The 17939-nt window shown below is 69.0% G+C and carries 23 protein-coding genes and 1 pseudogene; 12 read left to right on the top strand and 12 right to left on the bottom strand.

Annotated features, from left to right (window positions below; all coding sequences use genetic code 11):
- Positions 1–41: 41 nt before the first annotated feature.
- The 7 genes from FHR32_RS18740 to FHR32_RS18710 all read right to left on the bottom strand — a co-directional run bounded on the left by FHR32_RS18740 (position 42) and on the right by FHR32_RS18710 (position 6560).
- Positions 42–806, bottom strand: a complete 765-nt coding sequence (locus FHR32_RS18740) for a crotonase/enoyl-CoA hydratase family protein (RefSeq protein WP_184755474.1) — start codon at positions 804–806, stop codon at positions 42–44.
- Between the two features lie 9 nt (positions 807–815).
- The gene (locus tag FHR32_RS18735; RefSeq protein WP_184755473.1) at positions 816–1589 is read right to left on the bottom strand and encodes an SDR family NAD(P)-dependent oxidoreductase; all 774 of its coding nucleotides are present in this window, start codon (positions 1587–1589) and stop codon (positions 816–818) included.
- A gap of 70 nt (positions 1590–1659) precedes the next feature.
- On the bottom strand, positions 1660–1998 hold the full coding sequence (locus tag FHR32_RS18730; protein ID WP_184755472.1) for an STAS domain-containing protein: 339 nt from the start codon (positions 1996–1998) through the stop codon (positions 1660–1662).
- Positions 1999–2170: 172 nt separating this feature from the next.
- Positions 2171–2905: an energy-coupling factor ABC transporter ATP-binding protein gene (locus tag FHR32_RS18725; RefSeq protein WP_184755471.1), complete on the bottom strand. Its 735-nt coding sequence runs from the start codon at positions 2903–2905 to the stop codon at positions 2171–2173.
- The gene (gene cbiQ, locus FHR32_RS18720) at positions 2902–3666 is read right to left on the bottom strand and encodes a cobalt ECF transporter T component CbiQ (RefSeq protein ID WP_184755470.1); all 765 of its coding nucleotides are present in this window, start codon (positions 3664–3666) and stop codon (positions 2902–2904) included. Before cbiQ ends, FHR32_RS18725 begins: the two co-directional genes overlap by 4 nt.
- A complete protein-coding gene (locus FHR32_RS46725) occupies positions 3666–4685 on the bottom strand; it encodes an energy-coupling factor ABC transporter permease (protein ID WP_184755469.1) in 1020 nt (339 codons plus the stop codon). Before FHR32_RS46725 ends, cbiQ begins: the two co-directional genes overlap by 1 nt.
- A gap of 69 nt (positions 4686–4754) precedes the next feature.
- Entirely contained in the window at positions 4755–6560 is a 1806-nt protein-coding gene (locus FHR32_RS18710; protein ID WP_184755468.1) for a glycosyltransferase family 2 protein, read from the bottom strand.
- A 322-nt stretch (positions 6561–6882) separates the two neighbouring features.
- Between FHR32_RS18710 and FHR32_RS18705 the strand changes: the two genes are divergently transcribed.
- The 7 genes and pseudogenes from FHR32_RS18705 to FHR32_RS18675 form a co-directional block, all read left to right on the top strand.
- Entirely contained in the window at positions 6883–7944 is a 1062-nt protein-coding gene (locus FHR32_RS18705; RefSeq protein WP_184755467.1) for a leucine-rich repeat domain-containing protein, read from the top strand.
- 95 nt (positions 7945–8039) lie between these two features.
- Positions 8040–8534: a hypothetical protein gene (locus FHR32_RS18700; RefSeq protein ID WP_184755466.1), complete on the top strand. Its 495-nt coding sequence runs from the start codon at positions 8040–8042 to the stop codon at positions 8532–8534.
- A 17-nt stretch (positions 8535–8551) separates the two neighbouring features.
- Positions 8552–9055, top strand: a complete 504-nt coding sequence (locus FHR32_RS18695) for a hypothetical protein (protein WP_184755465.1) — start codon at positions 8552–8554, stop codon at positions 9053–9055.
- Between the two features lie 137 nt (positions 9056–9192).
- Complete coding sequence (locus FHR32_RS18690; RefSeq protein ID WP_184755464.1) at positions 9193–9786, top strand: DUF3995 domain-containing protein; 594 nt, start codon at positions 9193–9195, stop codon at positions 9784–9786.
- Between the two features lie 108 nt (positions 9787–9894).
- Positions 9895–10503, top strand: coding sequence for a helix-turn-helix domain-containing protein (locus tag FHR32_RS18685; protein ID WP_184752715.1), 609 nt, complete (start codon positions 9895–9897; stop codon positions 10501–10503).
- Positions 10389–11030: an IS630 family transposase gene (locus FHR32_RS18680; protein ID WP_221465620.1), complete on the top strand. Its 642-nt coding sequence runs from the start codon at positions 10389–10391 to the stop codon at positions 11028–11030. The genes FHR32_RS18685 and FHR32_RS18680 overlap by 115 nt, the downstream gene beginning before the upstream one ends.
- 74 nt (positions 11031–11104) lie before the next feature.
- Positions 11105–11308: pseudogene (locus tag FHR32_RS18675) on the top strand (transposase); the annotation flags it as partial.
- Positions 11309–11352: 44 nt separating this feature from the next.
- On the opposite strand, the gene FHR32_RS18670 reads toward FHR32_RS18675, so the two are convergent.
- Both FHR32_RS18670 and FHR32_RS18665 read right to left on the bottom strand, forming a co-directional pair.
- Positions 11353–12264, bottom strand: a complete 912-nt coding sequence (locus tag FHR32_RS18670; RefSeq protein ID WP_184755295.1) for an IS3 family transposase — start codon at positions 12262–12264, stop codon at positions 11353–11355.
- The gene (locus FHR32_RS18665; protein WP_184755296.1) at positions 12231–12518 is read right to left on the bottom strand and encodes a transposase; all 288 of its coding nucleotides are present in this window, start codon (positions 12516–12518) and stop codon (positions 12231–12233) included. Before FHR32_RS18665 ends, FHR32_RS18670 begins: the two co-directional genes overlap by 34 nt.
- Here FHR32_RS18665 and FHR32_RS18660 point away from each other — a divergent pair.
- Both FHR32_RS18660 and FHR32_RS18655 read left to right on the top strand, forming a co-directional pair.
- Positions 12512–13621, top strand: coding sequence for an IS701 family transposase (locus FHR32_RS18660; RefSeq protein WP_281391010.1), 1110 nt, complete (start codon positions 12512–12514; stop codon positions 13619–13621). The genes FHR32_RS18665 and FHR32_RS18660 overlap by 7 nt on opposite strands.
- A gap of 190 nt (positions 13622–13811) precedes the next feature.
- Positions 13812–14705 carry an IS982 family transposase gene (locus FHR32_RS18655; protein WP_184755463.1) on the top strand — a complete coding sequence of 298 codons (894 nt, stop codon included), beginning with the start codon at positions 13812–13814 and terminating at the stop codon, positions 14703–14705.
- A gap of 135 nt (positions 14706–14840) precedes the next feature.
- On the opposite strand, the gene FHR32_RS18650 is transcribed toward FHR32_RS18655, so the two are convergent.
- The gene (locus FHR32_RS18650; RefSeq protein ID WP_184755462.1) at positions 14841–15410 is read right to left on the bottom strand and encodes a dihydrofolate reductase family protein; all 570 of its coding nucleotides are present in this window, start codon (positions 15408–15410) and stop codon (positions 14841–14843) included.
- A gap of 82 nt (positions 15411–15492) precedes the next feature.
- Positions 15493–15657 (bottom strand): hypothetical protein, encoded by a 165-nt coding sequence (locus FHR32_RS18645; protein ID WP_184756686.1) that lies wholly within the window; start codon positions 15655–15657, stop codon positions 15493–15495.
- A 108-nt stretch (positions 15658–15765) separates the two neighbouring features.
- Here FHR32_RS18645 and FHR32_RS18640 point away from each other — a divergent pair, with 108 nt between their 5' ends.
- The gene (locus tag FHR32_RS18640) at positions 15766–16353 is read left to right on the top strand and encodes a TetR/AcrR family transcriptional regulator (protein WP_184755461.1); all 588 of its coding nucleotides are present in this window, start codon (positions 15766–15768) and stop codon (positions 16351–16353) included.
- A gap of 161 nt (positions 16354–16514) precedes the next feature.
- A complete protein-coding gene (locus FHR32_RS18635; protein WP_184755460.1) occupies positions 16515–16823 on the top strand; it encodes a hypothetical protein in 309 nt (102 codons plus the stop codon).
- 81 nt (positions 16824–16904) lie between these two features.
- Here FHR32_RS18635 and FHR32_RS18630 read toward each other — a convergent pair whose 3' ends face one another.
- Positions 16905–17321, bottom strand: coding sequence for a glyoxalase superfamily protein (locus FHR32_RS18630; protein ID WP_184755459.1), 417 nt, complete (start codon positions 17319–17321; stop codon positions 16905–16907).
- 189 nt (positions 17322–17510) lie between these two features.
- On the opposite strand from FHR32_RS18630, the gene FHR32_RS18625 reads away from it, so the two are divergent.
- Positions 17511–17927, top strand: coding sequence for a hypothetical protein (locus FHR32_RS18625; protein WP_184755458.1), 417 nt, complete (start codon positions 17511–17513; stop codon positions 17925–17927).
- The last annotated feature ends 12 nt before the right edge of the window (positions 17928–17939 follow it).

The following is a 17939-nucleotide window of genomic DNA, read 5'->3' as shown; positions in this document are numbered from 1 at the left end:
AACGGCTCCCGCTCAAGGAACGGCTCCCGCTCAAGGAACGGCTACTCGCCCCTCCACTGCGGGGCGCGCTTCTCGGCGAAGGCCGCCGCCCCCTCCATGGCGTCCTTGGAACCGAACACCGGGTTGATGATCTCGCCCTGCCTGGCGAACATCTCGTCCCTGCTCCAGTCGGCGGACTCGACGATCACGCGCTTGGTCGCGGCGAGCGCCAGCGGGGCGTTCGCCGCGATCCTCTTCGCGAGTTCGAGCGCCCTGGCCAGCGCCTCGCCCGCGGGCGTGACGTGGTTGACCAGGCCCACCTCGTGCAGCCGGGAGGCCGGGAAGTGGTCACCGGTCAGGGCGATCTCCATCGCGATGTGGTACGGGATGCGCTGCGGCAGCCGCATGATGCCGCCCGCCCCCGCGACCAGGCCCCGCTTGGGCTCGGGCAGCCCGAACGTGGCCGACTCGGAGGCGACGATGATGTCGCAGGCCAGCGCCAGCTCGCAGCCGCCGGCCAGGGCATAGCCCTCGATCGCGGCGATGATCGGCTTCTTCGGGGGCGCCTCGACGATGCCGCCGAAGCCCCTTCCCTCGACGACGGGGAAGTCGCCGGTCAGGAAGCCCTTCAGATCCATGCCGGCGCAGAAGGTGCCGCCGGCGCCGGTGAGGACGTAGGCCGAGACGTCCTTTCGCTCCTCCAGCTCGTCCAGCGCCGCGGCGATGCCCCGGGCGACCGCGCCGTTGACGGCGTTTCTCGCCTGGGGGCGGTTGATCGTGATGACGGCGACACCGTCGTCGACTTCGACCAGAACCTCGTCAGACACCGATGACTCCTACTTGGGCTGGAAGCGGATGCCGCCGTCGAAACGGACGGTCTCGGCGTTCATGTAGTCGTTCTCGATCAGCGACCGGACCAGGTGGGCGAACTCCGCGGCCTGTCCCATGCGCTTGGGGAAGACCACCGGCGCCACCAGCTTGGCCTTGAACTCCTCGGCGTTGGGCGAGAAGCCGTAGATGGGGGTGTCGATGATGCCCGGGCAGACCGTGTTGACGCGGATGCCGACGGCCGCCAGGTCACGGGCGGCCGGGACGGTCATGCCGACGATGCCGCCCTTGGACGCCGAGTAGGCGACCTGGCCGATCTGGCCCTCCAGCGCCGCCACGGAGGCGGTGTTGATGACCACGCCGCGCTGGCCGTCCGCGTCGACCGGCTCGGTCTTGGCGACCGCCGCGGCGCCGATGCGCATGAGGTTGAAGGTGCCGATCAGGTTGATCTCGATGACCTTGCGGTAGGAGGCCAGGTCGTGCGGCGAGCCGTCGCGGTTCACCGTGCGGGTGGCCCAGCCGATGCCCGCGCTGTTCACCACGACGCGCAGCGGCTTGCCTGTCGCCACGGCCGCGTCCACGGCCGCCTGCACCTGCTCCTCGTCGGAGACGTCGGTCTTGACGAAGACGCCGCCGAGCTCGTCGGCGATTGACTTGCCGCGCTCCTCGTTGAGGTCGGCGATGACCACGGTGACGCCGTGGGCGGCGAGGTCGCGGGCCGTGGCCTCACCGAGACCACTGGCACCGCCCGAGATGATTGCTGCTGCTCCGTTCAGGTCCATGAGCGGACTTTAACGCGGACACCGAATGAAGTTCTACTCGGGTGGGCCAAATCTGCCCCACGGCTGGGGGTCAGATCTCCCCGACGGCGCTGCCGACGTCGGGGTAGACCTTTATCCGCCGGTCCAGCCCGGTCGTGCGCAGGATCCGGGCCACCGGCCCCTGGGGTGCGGCCAGGCAGACCCCGCCGCCCTCCGCCGTGGCCAGCCGCCATGCCTCGATCAGCACGGACAGGCCGCTGGAGTCCATGAACGACAGGGCGGTGAGGTCGAGGACCAGCCTGGCGCTGTCGAGCTTGATCGCGTCACGGACCTCATCGCGGAGGAACGGGGCGGTGAACAGATCGAGCTCGCCTTCGACGGCGACCACCACGGCGTCACCAACGGCGCGGCGAGCCAGCCGTAGCTTCATCAGTCCTCCTCGCGCCCATGAGGCAGCCCTACTTTACTTGTCCATTCCCGTATGTGAGGTCATGTGGCCGACGATCATTTATCTGGATCGGGAGGGTGTGTCAGAAGTGCGGCAAATCCCCGATGGGCCCACCCGGCCCCGCCGCGTCGCGCGCTCCGGGGGGCGGGCCCCGTCACGGCAGGGCGAAGCCGTACGGCAGTTCGAGCCGGTGGGCGGCGAGAAGGTCGGCGTCGGCGAGGATGTCCCGGGTCGGCCCGTCGGCGGCGATCACGCCTCCGGAGAGGACGAGCGCGCGGTCGCACAGCTCCAGGGCGTAGGGCAGGTCGTGGGTGACCATCAGCACGGTCACGTCGAGGCTCCGCAGGATGTCGGCGAGCTCGCGGCGGGAGGCGGGGTCCAGGTTCGACGAGGGCTCGTCCAGCACCAGGATCTCCGGCTCCATGGCCAGCACGGTCGCCACCGCCACCCGGCGGCGCTGGCCGAAGGACAGGTGGTGCGGGGGCCGGTCGACCGCCTCCAGCATGCCCACCTGGTCCAGCGCGTCCTTGACCCGGCGCTGGAGCTCCTCTCCCCCGATCCCGAGGTTGGCCGGGCCGAAGGCCACGTCCTCCCGGACCGTCGGCATGAAGAGCTGGTCGTCGGGGTCCTGGAAGACGAGCCCGACCCGCCTGCGGATCTCCCTGAGCGAGTCCTTCGCCACCGGCAGCCCGGCCACCGCGACCGTCCCGTGCCCGGCGGCCAGGATGCCGTTGAGATGCATCACCAGTGTCGTCTTGCCCGCGCCGTTCGGCCCGAGCAGCGCCACCCGTTCCCCTCGCCCGATCGTGAAGTCCACGCCGAACAGCGCCTGCGTGCCGTCCGGATAGGCATACGCCAGACGGCGCACCTCAAGAGACGGTGTCGTCATGCCAACCCCCAGGTTCCGAGCAGCACCACGAGCGCCGCGCCCGGCAACATACCGGCGACCAGCCACTGGCGCGACGAGGCGGACAGGTCCTGGATGACCGGCATCGAGCCGGTGTAGCCACGGCTGAGCATCGCCAGGTGCACCCGCTCGCCCCGCTCGTAGGAGCGGATGAACAGCGCGCCCGCCGATTGTGCGATCACCGGGATGTGCCGGACGTCCCTGGCCACGAACCCCCGCGACTCTCTGGCCACCCGCATCCGGCGCATCTCATCCATGATCACGTCCATGTAGCGGAGCATGAACATCGCGATCTGCACCAGCAGCGGCGGCAGCCTGAGCCGCTGCGCGCCCAGCAGCATCAGGCGGGGCTCGGTGGTGGCCGCCAGCAGGACGCTAGCGAGCACCCCCAGAGTGGCCTTGGCCAGGATGTTCCAGGCGGCCCACAGGCCCGCGACGCTGAACGACAGTCCCAGGAACGGCACGCGCTCGCCGGACCCGATGAACGGCAGCGCCACGGCGAAGATCACGAATGGGATCTCGACCGCCATCCGGCGGAGCAGGAACGCCGGAGGGAGCCGTGCGGAGGACGCCGCGGCCGCCAGGAGCAGGGCGTAGAGCCCGAACGCCCAGAACCACTCGCGGGGGGTGGCCACGACCACCAGGGCGAAGCAGGCCACCGCCACCAGCTTGCACTGGGGCGGCAGCCGGTGGACGGGTGTGTCGCCCGGCCGGTAGAGCTGGTGGTGGTGACCCGAACCCACTAGACCGTGACCTCGTCCCTGCCCCTGGTGCGACGGCGCACCGAGAAGAACAGCCCGCCGCCGACCCCGAGGGTCACCCCGACCCCGATCAGGCCGGCCACGCCGACCGGGATGCCGCCCGCGTCGCCGTAGTCGGCGAGCGGCTGCTCGCCCAGGGCGTGGTCGGTGGCCTGGCCGCTGAAGCCCTTGTCCGTCGCGACCCGCTCCAGGCCGTCGGGCGAGGAGGAGGCGTAGAAGCTGACGATCCCCGCCAGCAGGGCCGCCACCACGATGCCGGCCGGCAGGAACCAGCCGAGGCGCCGCGGGGCGATCGGAGCCGGGGCCTCCGGGGTCACCTCGGTGTCGCCGCCGGGACCGCGCAGCACCAGCGGGGTGGCCAGTCCCCGCGCGCCGTACACCAGGTCAGGGCGGATCGCGAGCACGGTGCTGACGGTGACCGCGGTGATCAGGCCCTCACCGATGCCGATGAGCACGTGCACGCCGCCCATCGCGGCGGCGACCGTGCCGACCTCGATGGGTGCGGTGCCCCCGATCCAGAACAGCAGCGTGAAGGCCAGCGCCGCGGCGGGCACCGAGATCAGGGCCGCGACGAACGAGGCCGCGACGACGGCGCCCCTGCTCCTCACCGCCCGGGTGATCAGGCGGAAGGCGGCCCAGCCGACCACGATGGCGACGATGCCCATGAGCGTGATGTTGATGCCCAGCGCGGTCAGGCCGCCGTCGGCGAAGAAGAAGCCCTGCACGAGCAGGACCACGGCCACGCACAACACGGCTGTGTACGGCCCGACGAGGATCGCGGCGAGCGTGCCGCCGAGGAGATGCCCGCTGGTGCCCGCGGCGACCGGGAAGTTGAGCATCTGGACGGCGAAGATGAAGGCGGCCACCAGACCCGCCATGGGGGCGGTCCGGTCGTCGAGCTCGCGGCGGGCGCCGCGCAGGCATACCGCGACGCCGGCCGCCGCGACGGCCCCGGCTGAGATCGAGACGGCAGCGTTGAAGAAACCATCGGGTACGTGCACGACAAGCCTCCGAAGTGCGGAATCGCCCCCTACTTTAGGCCATTAGCTTGTAGTTGCAATAAAGTGGCATTAACGGAGAATGCGTCTGACGAACGTCCTGGGCGTGGCGGTGCGGACCACCGTGCTGAGCCGGCCCTTCCCCGCCGTGGCGTACGGCCGCACGCTCCGCCTGACCAGACCCCGCCACCACGTGCGCTGCGGCACGATCGCCACCGCCTCCGCCTCGATCCGGAACCGCGCGGGCGGGCCCCCGAGATCCAGCTCCAGGTAGGCGTCCCAGGTGCCCGGACTCAGCCGGCCCACCATCTGCTGGGTCGCGAACGCGCCTCCGGCCCCGACCGCGACCGGTTCGTGCCGCTCCAGCCCCGACCAGCGTTCCCGCCAGACCAGATGGCGTACGGCGTGCGCCCCCGGCGTGCCGGTGCCGACGACGATCTCCCCGTCGATCATCAGCCGTGGGCCGGCCGCCCAGCGTGTCCGGGTCAGCCGCACGCTGGCGGGCACGCTCATCACGTGCCCCCCGACGTCGAGGCTGAGATTTCCGTGCGGCCGGGTGAAGTAGGGCAGGGCGACGGCACCGCCGACCATGCGGGGCACCGGCTGGGCGACCCGCCCGTCCCGATCGGCGCCGAACCGCGCGAGCCGGGTGATCCCCTCGCACTCGACGGTCACCTGGACGTCCCAGACGCCCGAACGCAGCCCCGCGACGTCTATGAGGCCGGTGAAGCCGTCGCAGTCGCCGGTCACGGGGACCACGACGTCGGGGGGCGGCTCGGTGCCGCTGTGCCGCAGCCGCAGCACCAGGGCCAGGCCACCGGCGACGAGCTTCGGGCGGCCCTCCTGCTCCAGCGCGCTCAGCTCGACCCTGCCGGAGACGACCAGCCGGTTCTCCCCGTCCCAGCGGAGCTCGGTGAGCTCCCGGCGCACCACGGCCGACTCGATGTGCGCCAGCCGTACCAGACGGTCGATGTCCTGGAGCGCGGCGATCCGGTTCCGGTCGATGACGGTGAGCCGGGCGCGGACGCCGTCGGTCAGCCATCGGTCGCACAAGTCCGCCACCTCGGCGACGATCTCCCTGCGCTGGAGCTCACCCGCCGTGAGGAAGGGCACGCCGAGGGCGCCGAAGGCGTCCAGCCGGAAGTGGCGGCGGAGGAGGTGGTCGCGGAGCGCGCCGGGACGCACGTGGGCGACGACCAGCTCGATCGGCCGCCTGATCATCCGTAGCCAGGAGACCGGGTCGCGGCTGCCGTCCTGCTGCATGATGCTGCTGCCGTCGGGCCGGTCGACCAGGTGGTAGCAGTCGTAGTCGGCGACCACCGAGATCACACCGGCGTGGCAGTAGGCGTGGGCGGTGAAGACCACGTCCTCGCCCACCAGCAGCGTCTCGTCGAAGCGGATGGCGTGGCGCTCCAGCATCTCCCGGCGGAACAGCTTGAAGCAGCTCAGGCTGTTGTAGACCGCGCTCCCCCCGAGGGGCGCCCGCTCGGCGCTCTGACGGAACATCGAGACCGGCGCCCTGCGGTCATGACCGACGATCTTCCCGAGGACGATGTCGGAGTCGTTGCGGTCGGCCATCGCGAGCATCCGCTCCAGCGCCTCGGGACCGAGGTAGTCGTCGGCGTCGCAGAAGAAGACGTATCTGCCGCGCGCGTGTGAGATCCCGACGTTACGGGGACGGCCGGCGCCGCCGGAGTGCTCCTGCCGGATGACCCGGATGACGCCGCGGTGGTGGGAGGCGTAGAGGTCGAGCAGCTCGGTGCTGCCGTCGGTGGACCCGTCGTCCACCACGACGATCTCCCTGCTGACCCGCTGGATCAGCAGGGAGGTGAGGCATCTGTCGAGATAGGGACGGCAGTTGTGGACGGCCACGATCACGCTGACGTCTATCTCGGATGACCCGGATGTCACGCAACGGCCCGCGCCCTCCCCGTCGGCATCGCCGCCGTGCCCCATGCGAACTCGCGGAAGGATCGTCCCCGTCACCGCCGTGCCCCTCGTCGGTCACTTTTTGCTTACATGGCGTTCCAGTATGTGATGGAGAGCCGTCCGCGCGCGGCGGATCCGGAGTCTTGGTTGCCCCATCTCCACACTGAGGTTGCCGTGCTTGGTGAAAAGCAGCCGGTCCGTACGTTTTGCCCCATCGGCCCACCCGGAATGCGAGAGCACACATGCCGTGGACGCCGGGAAAATGAGAGCCATGCCGCACGAACTGAACGCCCCCGGTGCCGGGCTCACCGAACTCCCGCTCCCCACCGGTGACCCGGCCCGGCTGCACCGTATCGACCTGGCCTGGAACGAGCTGACCGAGCTGCCGCCGTGGATCGGACGGCTCCCCCTGCTTGAGGACCTCTGGCTGGACGGCAACCGGCTCCGGGACCTCCCGGACCTGCGCGGCCTCACCGCGCTGCGCACCCTGCACCTCGACGGCAACGCGCTGACCCACTTCCCGCGGAGCGTCCTGGACCTGCCCGGGCTGCGGACGCTCTTCCTGTACGGCAACGCGCTCGGCGAACTACCCGAGGACATCGGGCGGCTCCGGAACCTGCGCCATCTGGCCGCCGGGGGCAACGCCCTGACCACCGTCCCCGACGCCCTGTGGCGGCTGACCGGGCTCGTCTCCCTCAACCTCGCGGAGAACGCGATCACCGAGGTGCCGGAGACGATCGGCGGGCTGACCGGGCTGCGCATGCTGGACCTGGGACACAACAAGCTGACCGGCATCCCCGAGGCGATCGGCGACCTGCACGACCTCACCGACTACCTCTACCTGAGCGACAACCGCTTCACCTCGGTCCCCGCCTCCCTGGGCAGGCTCACCCGGCTCACCTACCTGAACCTGACCGACAACCGGCTCACCGAGCTCCCCGACGCCCTCGGCGGCCTCACCGCCCTGCGCGAGCTGCGGCTCTACGGCAACCGGCTCCGCGAGCTCCCCGAGACCATCGGGCGGCTCGGCGACCTGCGCGAACTCCACCTGATGAACAACGCCCTCACCAGCCTTCCCTCCTCGATCGGCGACCTGTCGCGGCTCCGGCAGCTCGATCTCAGAAACAACGCGATCACCTCCCTGCCCGGCTCCGTCACCGGGCTGAGCAGCCTCACCCACCTGGATCTGCGCAACAACCGCCTCAGGGACGTGCCCGACACCCTGGCCGACCTGCCCGCACTGGAGAAACTCGACCTCCGCTGGAACAAGCTCGACGGCGACCCGGAGGTCCTGCACCGGCTGAGCCTGCGCGGCTGCGTCGTGCTGCGCTGAGTCTCCCCCGCTCCTCACCAGTGGGTTCCAAGAGATCGACAAGGTGCCCCGGCCACGCTGTCCGTCGAACATCATCACCGTGGACGGGGACAAGCATGTATCGCCTACTCACCCGCGCGTCGCTCGGCGCCGCGCTCATCGCGGAGTCGCTGCTGGCCGGGGGCACCGCACACGCCGAGCCGGCGCCGCTGGTCAGGGTCGTCCTGGAGAGCTTCGTGGCCTACGACCTGGAGGAGAACGGGCACGACGAGATCTATGTGGAGGCCCAGCGCGACGGGAAGTCCCGCCGGCTCTTCCCGACCACCGGCGCCCTGTCGGTCGCCCGCAACGACTGTGTCTACATCAGCGGCGACGGCTGCCCCTCCGGCACCAACTATCGGGGCTACTACTCCTCCATCCGCCCCCTTTACGAGGCCAACGGCAAGCTGCTGATGGTGACCCTCTACGACGACGACCTGTCGGGGGACGACGCGCTGGTCAACGTGCCGATCTGGCCCCAGCCGATCAGCGAGAACCAGTACTTCCGCGAGGACGCCGACATCAACGGCTATCACTACGCGTTCAACTTCCGCCTCGAACCCGCCTACTGACCGAGGATCGGCATCACATGAGAACCATCCTGTCCAAGGCCGTCGCCGCAGCCGCCGCGCTGGCGCTGGCCGCCGCCCTCGCACCCGCCGCCCACGCCGCCGCGAGGGCCGAGGGCTCCCTGAAGCTCGTGTTCGGTTCGCTCCAGGCCAACGACCTGGAGGAGAGCGGCGAGGACGAGATCCGCGTCGAGCTCAAGGAGCCGAACGGCGACAAGTACTACATCTGGCCCACCAACGGCGACGAGGCCGACACCAGGGCCGGGACCTGCTGGGTGTGGACGAGCGACGCCGCGTCGTGCTCCTACGGCTACACGCAGCGCTCCGCCGGGCCGTACAGCCATCTGACCGTCACCTCCGGGGCCTCGTTCACGATCGAGGTGTGGGAGGACGACCACATCGGCGACGACCTGCTGCTGCGCGTCCCGGTGACCGCCACGGGCGGGACCCAGTACATCGACGTCACCACCCCGGCGGGCAAGGGCTTCTCCTACACCCTGGTGGCCCGCCTGGTCCCCGCCTGACATCAGCCGTCCGCCATCCCGTAGAAGCATCGCAGCCCCGTGGCCGTCTTCTCCCGACCTCCGCCTCCCTCTACAGGGGGATGAAGACCACCCCTCGGTGGGAGGCCCCGGGCCGGCGGCACCGGAACCATGGGGGCATGACGGCTTCTCAGGCGGACGGGACGGCACCGCGGTCAGACCGCACGGCATGGGCGGGGTACGGCGCGGCGGCGTGGGGGTTCTTGTTCGCCCTGCCGAGCTTCTACTGGGCGCTGGGCGGTACGGCGGGCGCCGCCACGACGATCTCCCCTTCCCTCGTCGCACTGGTGGAGAACAGGGTCACCTGGTTCCTGGTGACCCTGTGGGTCACCGGCGCGCTCAAGGTCGTCGGCGGGGTGCTGGGACTCGCCCTGGTGCGCCGCGGCCGGGGCACCGGCATGGACCGGCTCCTGCAGTTCGCGGCCTGGGGCGCCGGAGTGCTGCTCCTGTGGCACGGTGGCCTGTTCGTCGCGAACGGGCTGCTCGTAAAGCCCGGCGACCCCGGGATGACCGCGGAGATCCTGCAGGTGCTCCGCTGGTACACCTACCTGTGGGGCCCGTGGTTCATGGCCGGCGGCCTCCTGTTCATCGCGGCCGCCCGGATCCACCTGCGCGGCCTGCCCGGCCGCAGGGGCGCCGTGATCGCCGGTGCGATCGGCGGGACCGGCGCGCTGGGCCTGTCGGTGGCGATGACGGTCATGGGCATCGGTTAGCGGCCCGTCACCCAGCCCTAGTGCTGGGTTCCTCAAAGGGTGTTGAGCTGAGCGGTGGCCAGCCATCCTGATCAGGGGCATCGTGGATGACAGGGAGGTGGTGTCATCATGCCGAAACTGCTGCACGCTCGAGCGCCGCGAGACGGCGAGGAGGAACGCCAGATCCGTAAACTCGCCGGTGCCCGGCACGCCCCGGCCGACTGGATCCAGCGCGCCCAGATCGTCGTGTTGAGCTGGGAGGAGATGCGCGGCCCGGCCATCGCCGCGATGCTGGGCTGTCATCCGGAGACCGTGCGCCGCCGGTTGCGCCGCTTCAACGCCGAAGGCATCGACGGGCTTGGTGACCGGCCCGGGCCCGGTCGCAGACCGCGGATCACCCAAGCCGAACGATCGCGGCTCATCGCGCTGGTCAAGACGATACCGCCCGGGCGGCTGCGCTGGGAGCCCTGGGGTGAGCTGGAGGCCGACGACGAGGATGGGCCGGCGGTGTGGACCCTGGATGCCCTCACCGCCGCCGCCCGTGAGCAGGGCATCGACATTCACCGTTCCCAGGTGCGCCGGATCCTTCTGAAAGAGGGGGTGAGATGGCGCCGCACCCGGTCCTGGACCACCAGCAAGGACCCGGACTTCGCCGCAAAAGAACGCAGGTCGTCGGCCTGTACACCGACCCGCCGGACGGCGCGGTCGTCGTCTGCGCCGACGAGCTGGGGCCGGTGACCCCGCGTACCTTCGGCCCCGCGCCCGCCTGGTCCGCCGACGGCCACCGGATCAAAGCGCCGCTGGAATACTTCCGCGGCCCCGACAAGACCTGGGTGTACGGTGCGCTGCGCGTCGCCGACGGCGCCGCGGTCACCATGACCGCCGCCTCCCGCAACAGCGACTGCTACCAGCGGTTCCTGCAACGACTCGAGGACGCCAACCCCGGCCACGGTGACATCTGGGTGATCGCCGACAACCTGTCCGGTCACAACAGCCTCGCCACCCGCACATGGCCGGCCGACCATCCCCGCATCCAGCACGCGTTCATCCCGGTCGGCGCCTGCTGGCTCAATCTGCAGGAGGCGTGGTGGCGGATCTTCCGCCACCATGCCCTGGCCGGAGTGTCCTTCGCTGATAGCAAGGACATCGACCACGCCACCCGCATCGCCACCGCCCAGCTCAACCAGCGGGCCAAACCCTGGGTCTGGGGACGGCCACCACCGGCCCCCAGACACCTACGCCGCCAGTTCGTCTACAGCCTTTGAGGAACGGAGCACTAGTAGGGCTTGGTTACCTCGGGTAGGAGACGGTATGTCACCTGCTTTGGGGGTGAGGGAAGATGACCCCTCAAGAACTCGAGGCCGTGCGGGCGCGGCTGGAGACGTTTGCCGCTGAGATGTTCTCCGGTTTCGCCCGTGCTGATCAGCGGCGGTGGGGCGAGCGGTATGTGCGCGGCCTGCTGACCGATGGAGCGCGTAAATCGATGGAGCCGATGGCGGCCCGGCTGGGCGTGGATCGCCAAGGGCTGCAGCAGTTCTGCACCTGACGAGCCCCGCATTTTCCGGACACCGGAGTAAATGAATCATATCACGCCGCCGTGCTATTCGTCAGCCATTCATCGAGCACTTCGACGGGAGGTCTGTATCCCAACGCGGAGTGCAGCCTCCTGGAGTTGTAGAAGCCCTCGATGTACCGAATGACGGCACGACGCGCTTCCGCGCGGGTGGCGAACGACCGATGGTGCACCAGCTCGGTCTTCAGCTTTCCAAAGAACGATTCAGCCATCGCGTTGTCGAAACATATCCCGGTTCTCCCCACCGACCTCCGAATCCCGCGCCTTTCGAGTACCTGCCCGAACTCAGCCGAGGTGTACTGGCTTCCCCTATCAGAATGGAATATCGCATCCACCGGAAGAGGAATGCGCTGCGCGGCCATCTCGATCGCCGCGCACACCAAACTCGCCGGATAGCGCATATCGATCGACCACCCGATAACCGACTTGGAGAAACAATCGACGACCGTGGCCAAGAACAGCGGCCCCTCGCCGGTGTCGATCTGTGTGATGTCGCCGACCATCTTGGCGCCGGGCGCCGACGCGGTGAAGTCCCGCCCGACCAGGTCAGCGATCGGATCGGCCTGCGCGTCGGCCACGGTGAGCCCACGACGCCGCTTGACCTGCACCGGAACCAGCCCCATCTGCCGCATGAGCCGGCGCACCAGCTCGTCGTCGACCACCTGGCCCGAGCGCAGCAGCTCAGCGTGCACCCGCCGGTAGCCGTAGGTACGGCCCGATTCGTCGAAGATTTCCTGAATTCTTTCCGCGAGCTCGCGTCGGCGTTGTTCGGTGACCGACGGCGGGCGATCCTTCCATTCGTAGTATCCCGAGGTCGACACATGGAGAAGACGGCACATCATGGCCACGGGAAAGTCGGCCTCCTCCGCACGGACGAGCGTGTACCGCTCGCTTACCGCTGCTCTTTCGCGAAGAAGGCGGCACATTTTTTTAGGAAGGCGTTCTCTTGTTCGAGCTCGGCGATCCGACGTTCCATCTCACGGACCCGCGCTCGCTCCGCGGCATCCCGCGCCTGCTCGGTGTTCCCCGACCGGCGACGCTTTTCCTTGCTCACCCAGTTCCGTACGGTCTCCCGTGAAACCCCGAAATCCTTCGCGGCCTGCCCGATCGTCACCTGATCGTCCAAGACAGCTTTGACGACTTCGTCCTTAAACTCCTGGGCGTAGTTCTTTCCTGCCACGTACCCGTTCCTTCCAGATCAGTCAGCACCCTACTGGGCACCGTGTCCGGAAGACTGGGGGCTCCTCAACCGATGCCCCCTGGTCGCATCAGCTGGTTTTGGCCGAGCTGGCCTGGCGGATGGATGCGGCGATCAACCCGGTGGCATGGGTGGTCGATGATGTGTCCTTTGTCAAGGACGGCGATGAGTCGCCGGGCGTGGCCGCGCAGTATTGCGGGGCGCTGGGCAAGACCGCGAACTGCCAGGTCGCGCCGAGCGTGCATCTGGTCACCGACGCCGCGTCGTGTCCGGTGAACTGGCGGCTGTTCGTGCCCGAGCAGTGGGATCCGGCCGCACCGCGCACAGAGGATGTCGCCGCGGTGGCCGCACGCCGGCAGCGCTGCCGGATCCCTGCGGACATCGCTCACGTGCCCAAGTGGCAGCTGGCTCTGGACATGATCGACGAGCTGGAGAGTTGGGGGCTGGATCCGCCGCTGGTGGTCGCCGATGAGGGCTACGGTCAAGACGGGGCCTTTCGCCTGGGCCTGACCGAGCGCGATATTCCCTACGTGGTGGGGGTGCGTTCCGATACCGCGCTGCTGGAGGCCGAGGCCTGCCGCAGCGTCGCGCCGTATGCGGGGACCGGGCGGCGGCCGGTGCCCCGCTACCGGCAGCGGCGCATCAGCGCCCGGCAGTTGGTGCTGGAGGGCGGGCGGCGCGCGCTGCACGCGGTGACCTGGCGGCCCGGGTCCAAGGGACCGCTGCGCTCCCGGTTCGCCGCGCTGCGGGTGCGGCCCGCGGGCCGGATGATCCGCCGTGCCCATGCCGGTGAAGAGCTGCCGGAGTGCTGGCTTTTGGCCGAATGGCCACCGGGCGAGCCGGAGCCGGTCAAATATTGGCTGTCCACCCTGCCCGGCGACATCCCGCTACGGCACCTGGTGAGAATGGCGAAGATCCGCTGGCGGGTCGAGCACGACTACCGCGAGCTGAAGACCGGCCTGGGCCTGGACCACTTCGAGGGCCGCACGTGGAGCGGCTGGCATCATCACGTCACCCTGGTCTCGGTCGCACACGCGTTCTGCACCCTTGAACGACTCAACCCAAAAGCGCCGGCTGCGGCTTGAGCACCTACCGGGTCATCGCCGAGTTGCAGCTGCTTCTGGCCTGCTGGTCCGGTATCTGCCCCACCTGCCGCCGCGCGTTACCCAGACATGCCCAGCCCGTCCCCACCTAACCAAGCCCTACTAGACGAGTAAGTCCGATGTCTGGGGGGCCGGTGAGCGGGCATGAAGAGAGGGCGTCCAAGATCATGTTGTGACGCAAGACCTGAACACCCTCCTGACCGCACTATATGTGAAGATCGACGACGAGATCGGAGGAACCCGGTGGATGGGCAGACCGCCGCTGCTCAGCGACTCCGAACTCATCTGCCTCGCGGTGGCCCAGGCCCTGCTCGGCCACCACTCCGAGGCCCGCCGGCTGCGCTTCGCCCGCACGCACCTGTCCGGCATGTTCCCGTACCTGCCCCAGCAGTCGGGCTACAACAAACGCCTGCGCGCGGCGTTGCCACTGGTCAAGCGGATAATCCGGGAACTGGCCACCGACAGCGACTTCTGGTTCGACAACCACTGGATCACCGATTCCACGCCGGTGCCGTGCGGGATGTCACGTCCGACCGTGCAGCGTTCGAACCTGGCCGGCTGGGCCGGGTACGGCTACTGCGCCTCGCACTCGCAGTTCTTCCGGGGCCTGCGGTTGTACCTGGTCTGTACGCCGGCGGGGATGCCCATCATGTGGGCGCTGGCCAACCCGAAGATCGGCGAGCGCGAGGTGCTGGCCGCGATGCTGGAGGTCGACGCAGGCCTGGTCGCCGCACGCGAGGGCATCGTGCTCATCTCCGACAAGGGTTTCGCCTCCAAGCCGTTCGAAACCGACCTCGCCGAACAGGGCATCGAACTGCTGCGTCCCTCACGCAAACGCGAGAAGGCCCGCTACGGCGAACCGATACTCAAGAAGGTCCGCCGGCTCATCGAGTCGGTCGACGACACCCTCAAAGGGCAACTCGACCTGGAACAACACGGCGGACGGACCTTCGAGGGCGTCGCCGTACGCGTCGCCCAGCGCATCCTCGCGATGGCCGCGGCGATCTGGCACAACAACAAGACCGGAGCCCCGGTCACCCGCTCGCTGATCGCCTACGACCACTGATCACATCGGACTTACTCGTCTAGTCGGAAGGCGCTGTGTGAGGCCCAGCCGGTCAGCACCCGCCGTGCGTCTCGCCGACGCCGGCTGAACGGCCCCGGTACGGACGCGCACCGGGGCCGTAGGCCGCCACGGCGGTCACTTCTTGTCGTAGGTGAGGATGACCGTGCCGCTCTCGAGCGCGCGGGTGCCCGTGAGCGTGAAGTACGTGGGGGCGAAGTCAGCGGTGAACAGGGGGATTCCGGCGCCGCCGACCACCGGGTAGAGCTTGATGACGAGCGCGTCGATCTCCGGGAGCAGGGTGCCCGCCAGTCGGGCGCCGCCCATCAGGTAGATGTCCTTGCCGTCTCCGGTCTTCAACTCCCGGATCCTGCCGGCCACGTCGGCGGAGATGATCTCGACTGCCGGGTCCAGGGTCTCTTTCATGCTTTCGGAGACCACGTACTGGCGCAGGTGGGCGTACGGGCTGGTGACCCCGATCTCCAGGGCGGGCTCGTAGGTGACGCGCCCCTGCACGCCGACGTCGAAGTTCCGGTTCGGGACGTGCACGCCGAGTTGCTCACGCGCGTGCGTCGGCAGGGCGTCGGGATAGTCCGCGACGATGAAGTCGATGACGTCCTGCGTCAGCGGGAAGAAGTCGACGCTCCCGTCGGGGGCGGCGATGAAGCCGTCGATGGTCATTCCGATGTAGTAAACGAGCTTTCGCATCTGTGGTCCTATCGCGGTTTTCAGGTGGCTACTGAGCGGGGCAGGGTGAAGCGGCGGCGTCCTGGAACCGGACGGCGCCGGGTCATCGGTTACCACCGGGCTTGGGCAGGGGCCTGGGCCGCGGCACCGAGGACGGCTTGGGGTCCTGCCGCCGGCGGCCCGGCTTGGGCTGAGGGAAGGAGCGCGCGGCCGGACCGGCGATGGCGGGCCCGGTGAGAACGATCGGGGCGTTGAGCTGGACTCGCATCTGTGTTTCCTGTCAACTAGTACTTTAGACGTAGTACTCTGTTTGGAGTGGTTAAACCGTAGTACTACATTTAGAGTGATGTCAACATCGACCCCAGGAGAGATTGCGATGCGGCAGAACCCCGCACGACGGGCGGCACTCCTCGACGCGGCCATCGAGGTCCTGGCCCGCGAAGGGGCGCGCGGACTGACCTTCCGCGCCGTCGACATCGAGGCGCAGGTGCCCAACGGCACGGCCTCCAACTACTTCAACAACCGTGATGACCTGCTCACCCAGGTCGGCCACCGCTTCTACGAGCGGCTGGAGCCCGAGCCGGGCATGATGGCCGCCGCGCTGGAGGGTCCGCGCGACCGCGACAGGGTCACCGAGCTCATGCACGACCTGGTGGACCGGGTCAGCCACTTCCGCTCCGGATACCTGGCACTGCTGGAACTGCGCCTGGAGGCCACCCGCCGCCCGGAGCTGCGCCGCCTGCTCACCGAGCGCATCCGCGCCGACGTCGACGCCAACATCAGCTACCACACGCAGTCCGGCCTGCCCGGCGACGCGACCACCGTGGTCCTGCTCTACCTGGCACTGAACTGGCTGATCCTGGAGCGGCTCACGCTGCCCGACATCTTCCCCGAGGACCAGATCCACGATCTGGTCACCGACGTGGTCGAACGCATCCTGCCCGGACCCGGCCGTTCAGCCTGACGCCGGCGCACGCCCGGGCGATCTTCCCGGGCGCGCCGGTCTTCGAGGTCCCATGAGAGCCGAATGGCCGGTAGATCAGCACAAATAATCAGGAGAAAATTCCGGCAAATAGCACCTATCCGGACATACCGTTTGGTAGAAACGCACCCTGATCTTGATCAATGCATCCGGAAGGCGAGGCGCGAGCGGCGATCACGCCATCGCCGTACTCAGGCAGGCTCACCGAGGTCGGACACGGCGCGCTGGAGCCCCGGGCGTGGTTCCGCTTCGGCGTGATGGTGATGCGGCGCGGCGACTTCGCCGACGCCGAGGCGGCATGGCGGCGGGTGCCGCAGGTAGCCCGCGACGCGTACGCCGCGGCTACCTGCGCACCGTGGATCATGCACCGGGACGTGGCCCAGGCGGAGGCGTCCTTCCGCTGGGTGCTGGAGCTGGCCGAGTCCACCCGGGAGGCCCTCCGCTCAGCGTGATCCCCTCCGCCGGTCCGGCCGCCTGTCCCCGTGCCCGCTGACACCGCTCGACCCCGTCGGACACCGGCCCGCGCGTCGCGATCAATCCCGGATCTTGGTCCGCTTGACCTCCTGAATCAGCCAGCCGTTGCCGTCGGGGTCGTTGAAGGCCAGGAACGAACCGTAGTCGCGGCGCTCGGGATCGGGCCCCGGCACCTGACCGCCCTCCTCGAAGTGGAAGATCTCGCCGGCCTCCACCCCGCGTCCGACGATCTCGGCACGCGCGGCGTCGATGTCGGAGACGACCAGGTGCAGGCCCTGGACATTGCCCGCCGTCTCCTTGTTCTTCATGATGCTGATCGAGCACGCCGAGCCCTGCGGCGTCAGTTGCACCACCCGGAAGTCCTCGCCGGCGCTGTGGTCGACGTCCACGACGAAACCGAGCCGTTCGCTGTAGAAGGCCTTGGCGCGGTCGACGTCCGCGACGGGGACCACGATGAGTTCGAGCGTCCAGTCCACGATGCAGTCTCCTTGGTGTGATCGGTCAGGTCATCGACGTTCTGTCAGGTGAAACCTCACCCCTCGCGGAAACTCATCGGTGATGCGGCGAAAAATATGGACGAGTGTCACCGCGGACGGAGATGTTGACGGGAGCCGGATCGCCCCTGAACAGTGGACTCATTGTGATCACAGGTAGGGGAGGTTGCGGTGCCTGAGGACAGGAAGTCCGTTCCCACGCGGCGCCCGGATCTTGCGTCCGCCGCCGGGACGGCCGGACTGCTGGCGGTGGTGACCGTCGCCAACTACATGGCCTGGCTGGGGTGGGACCAGAAGAAGGACGTGCTCCCCGACGGCAGCGCCACCGGCCCCTACCAGCCCTGGCAGGTGGCCGGCGTGGCACTGGGCCTGGGAGTCCTGGCCGCCGTCGCGGGACGACGGGGCCACCCGGTGATCGGCGCCGCCGCCGTCTCGCTCACGATGACGGCGTGCTGGTCGGTCGACGCCGCCACCTCGGACGACAGCGGCCTGTGGGCGGTGGGCGCGCTGCTGGTGCTGGCCGGGACGTCGCTGGGCACCGGAGCGGTCGCCGCCATCGCGGCGAGGTTCCGCAGGGGCGCCCACTAGATTGCCGGCATG

Source organism: Streptosporangium album, assembly GCF_014203795.1.
In the GTDB taxonomy this organism is placed as follows: domain Bacteria; phylum Actinomycetota; class Actinomycetes; order Streptosporangiales; family Streptosporangiaceae; genus Streptosporangium; species Streptosporangium album.
This window is presented reverse-complemented; position numbering and strand designations above follow the sequence as displayed.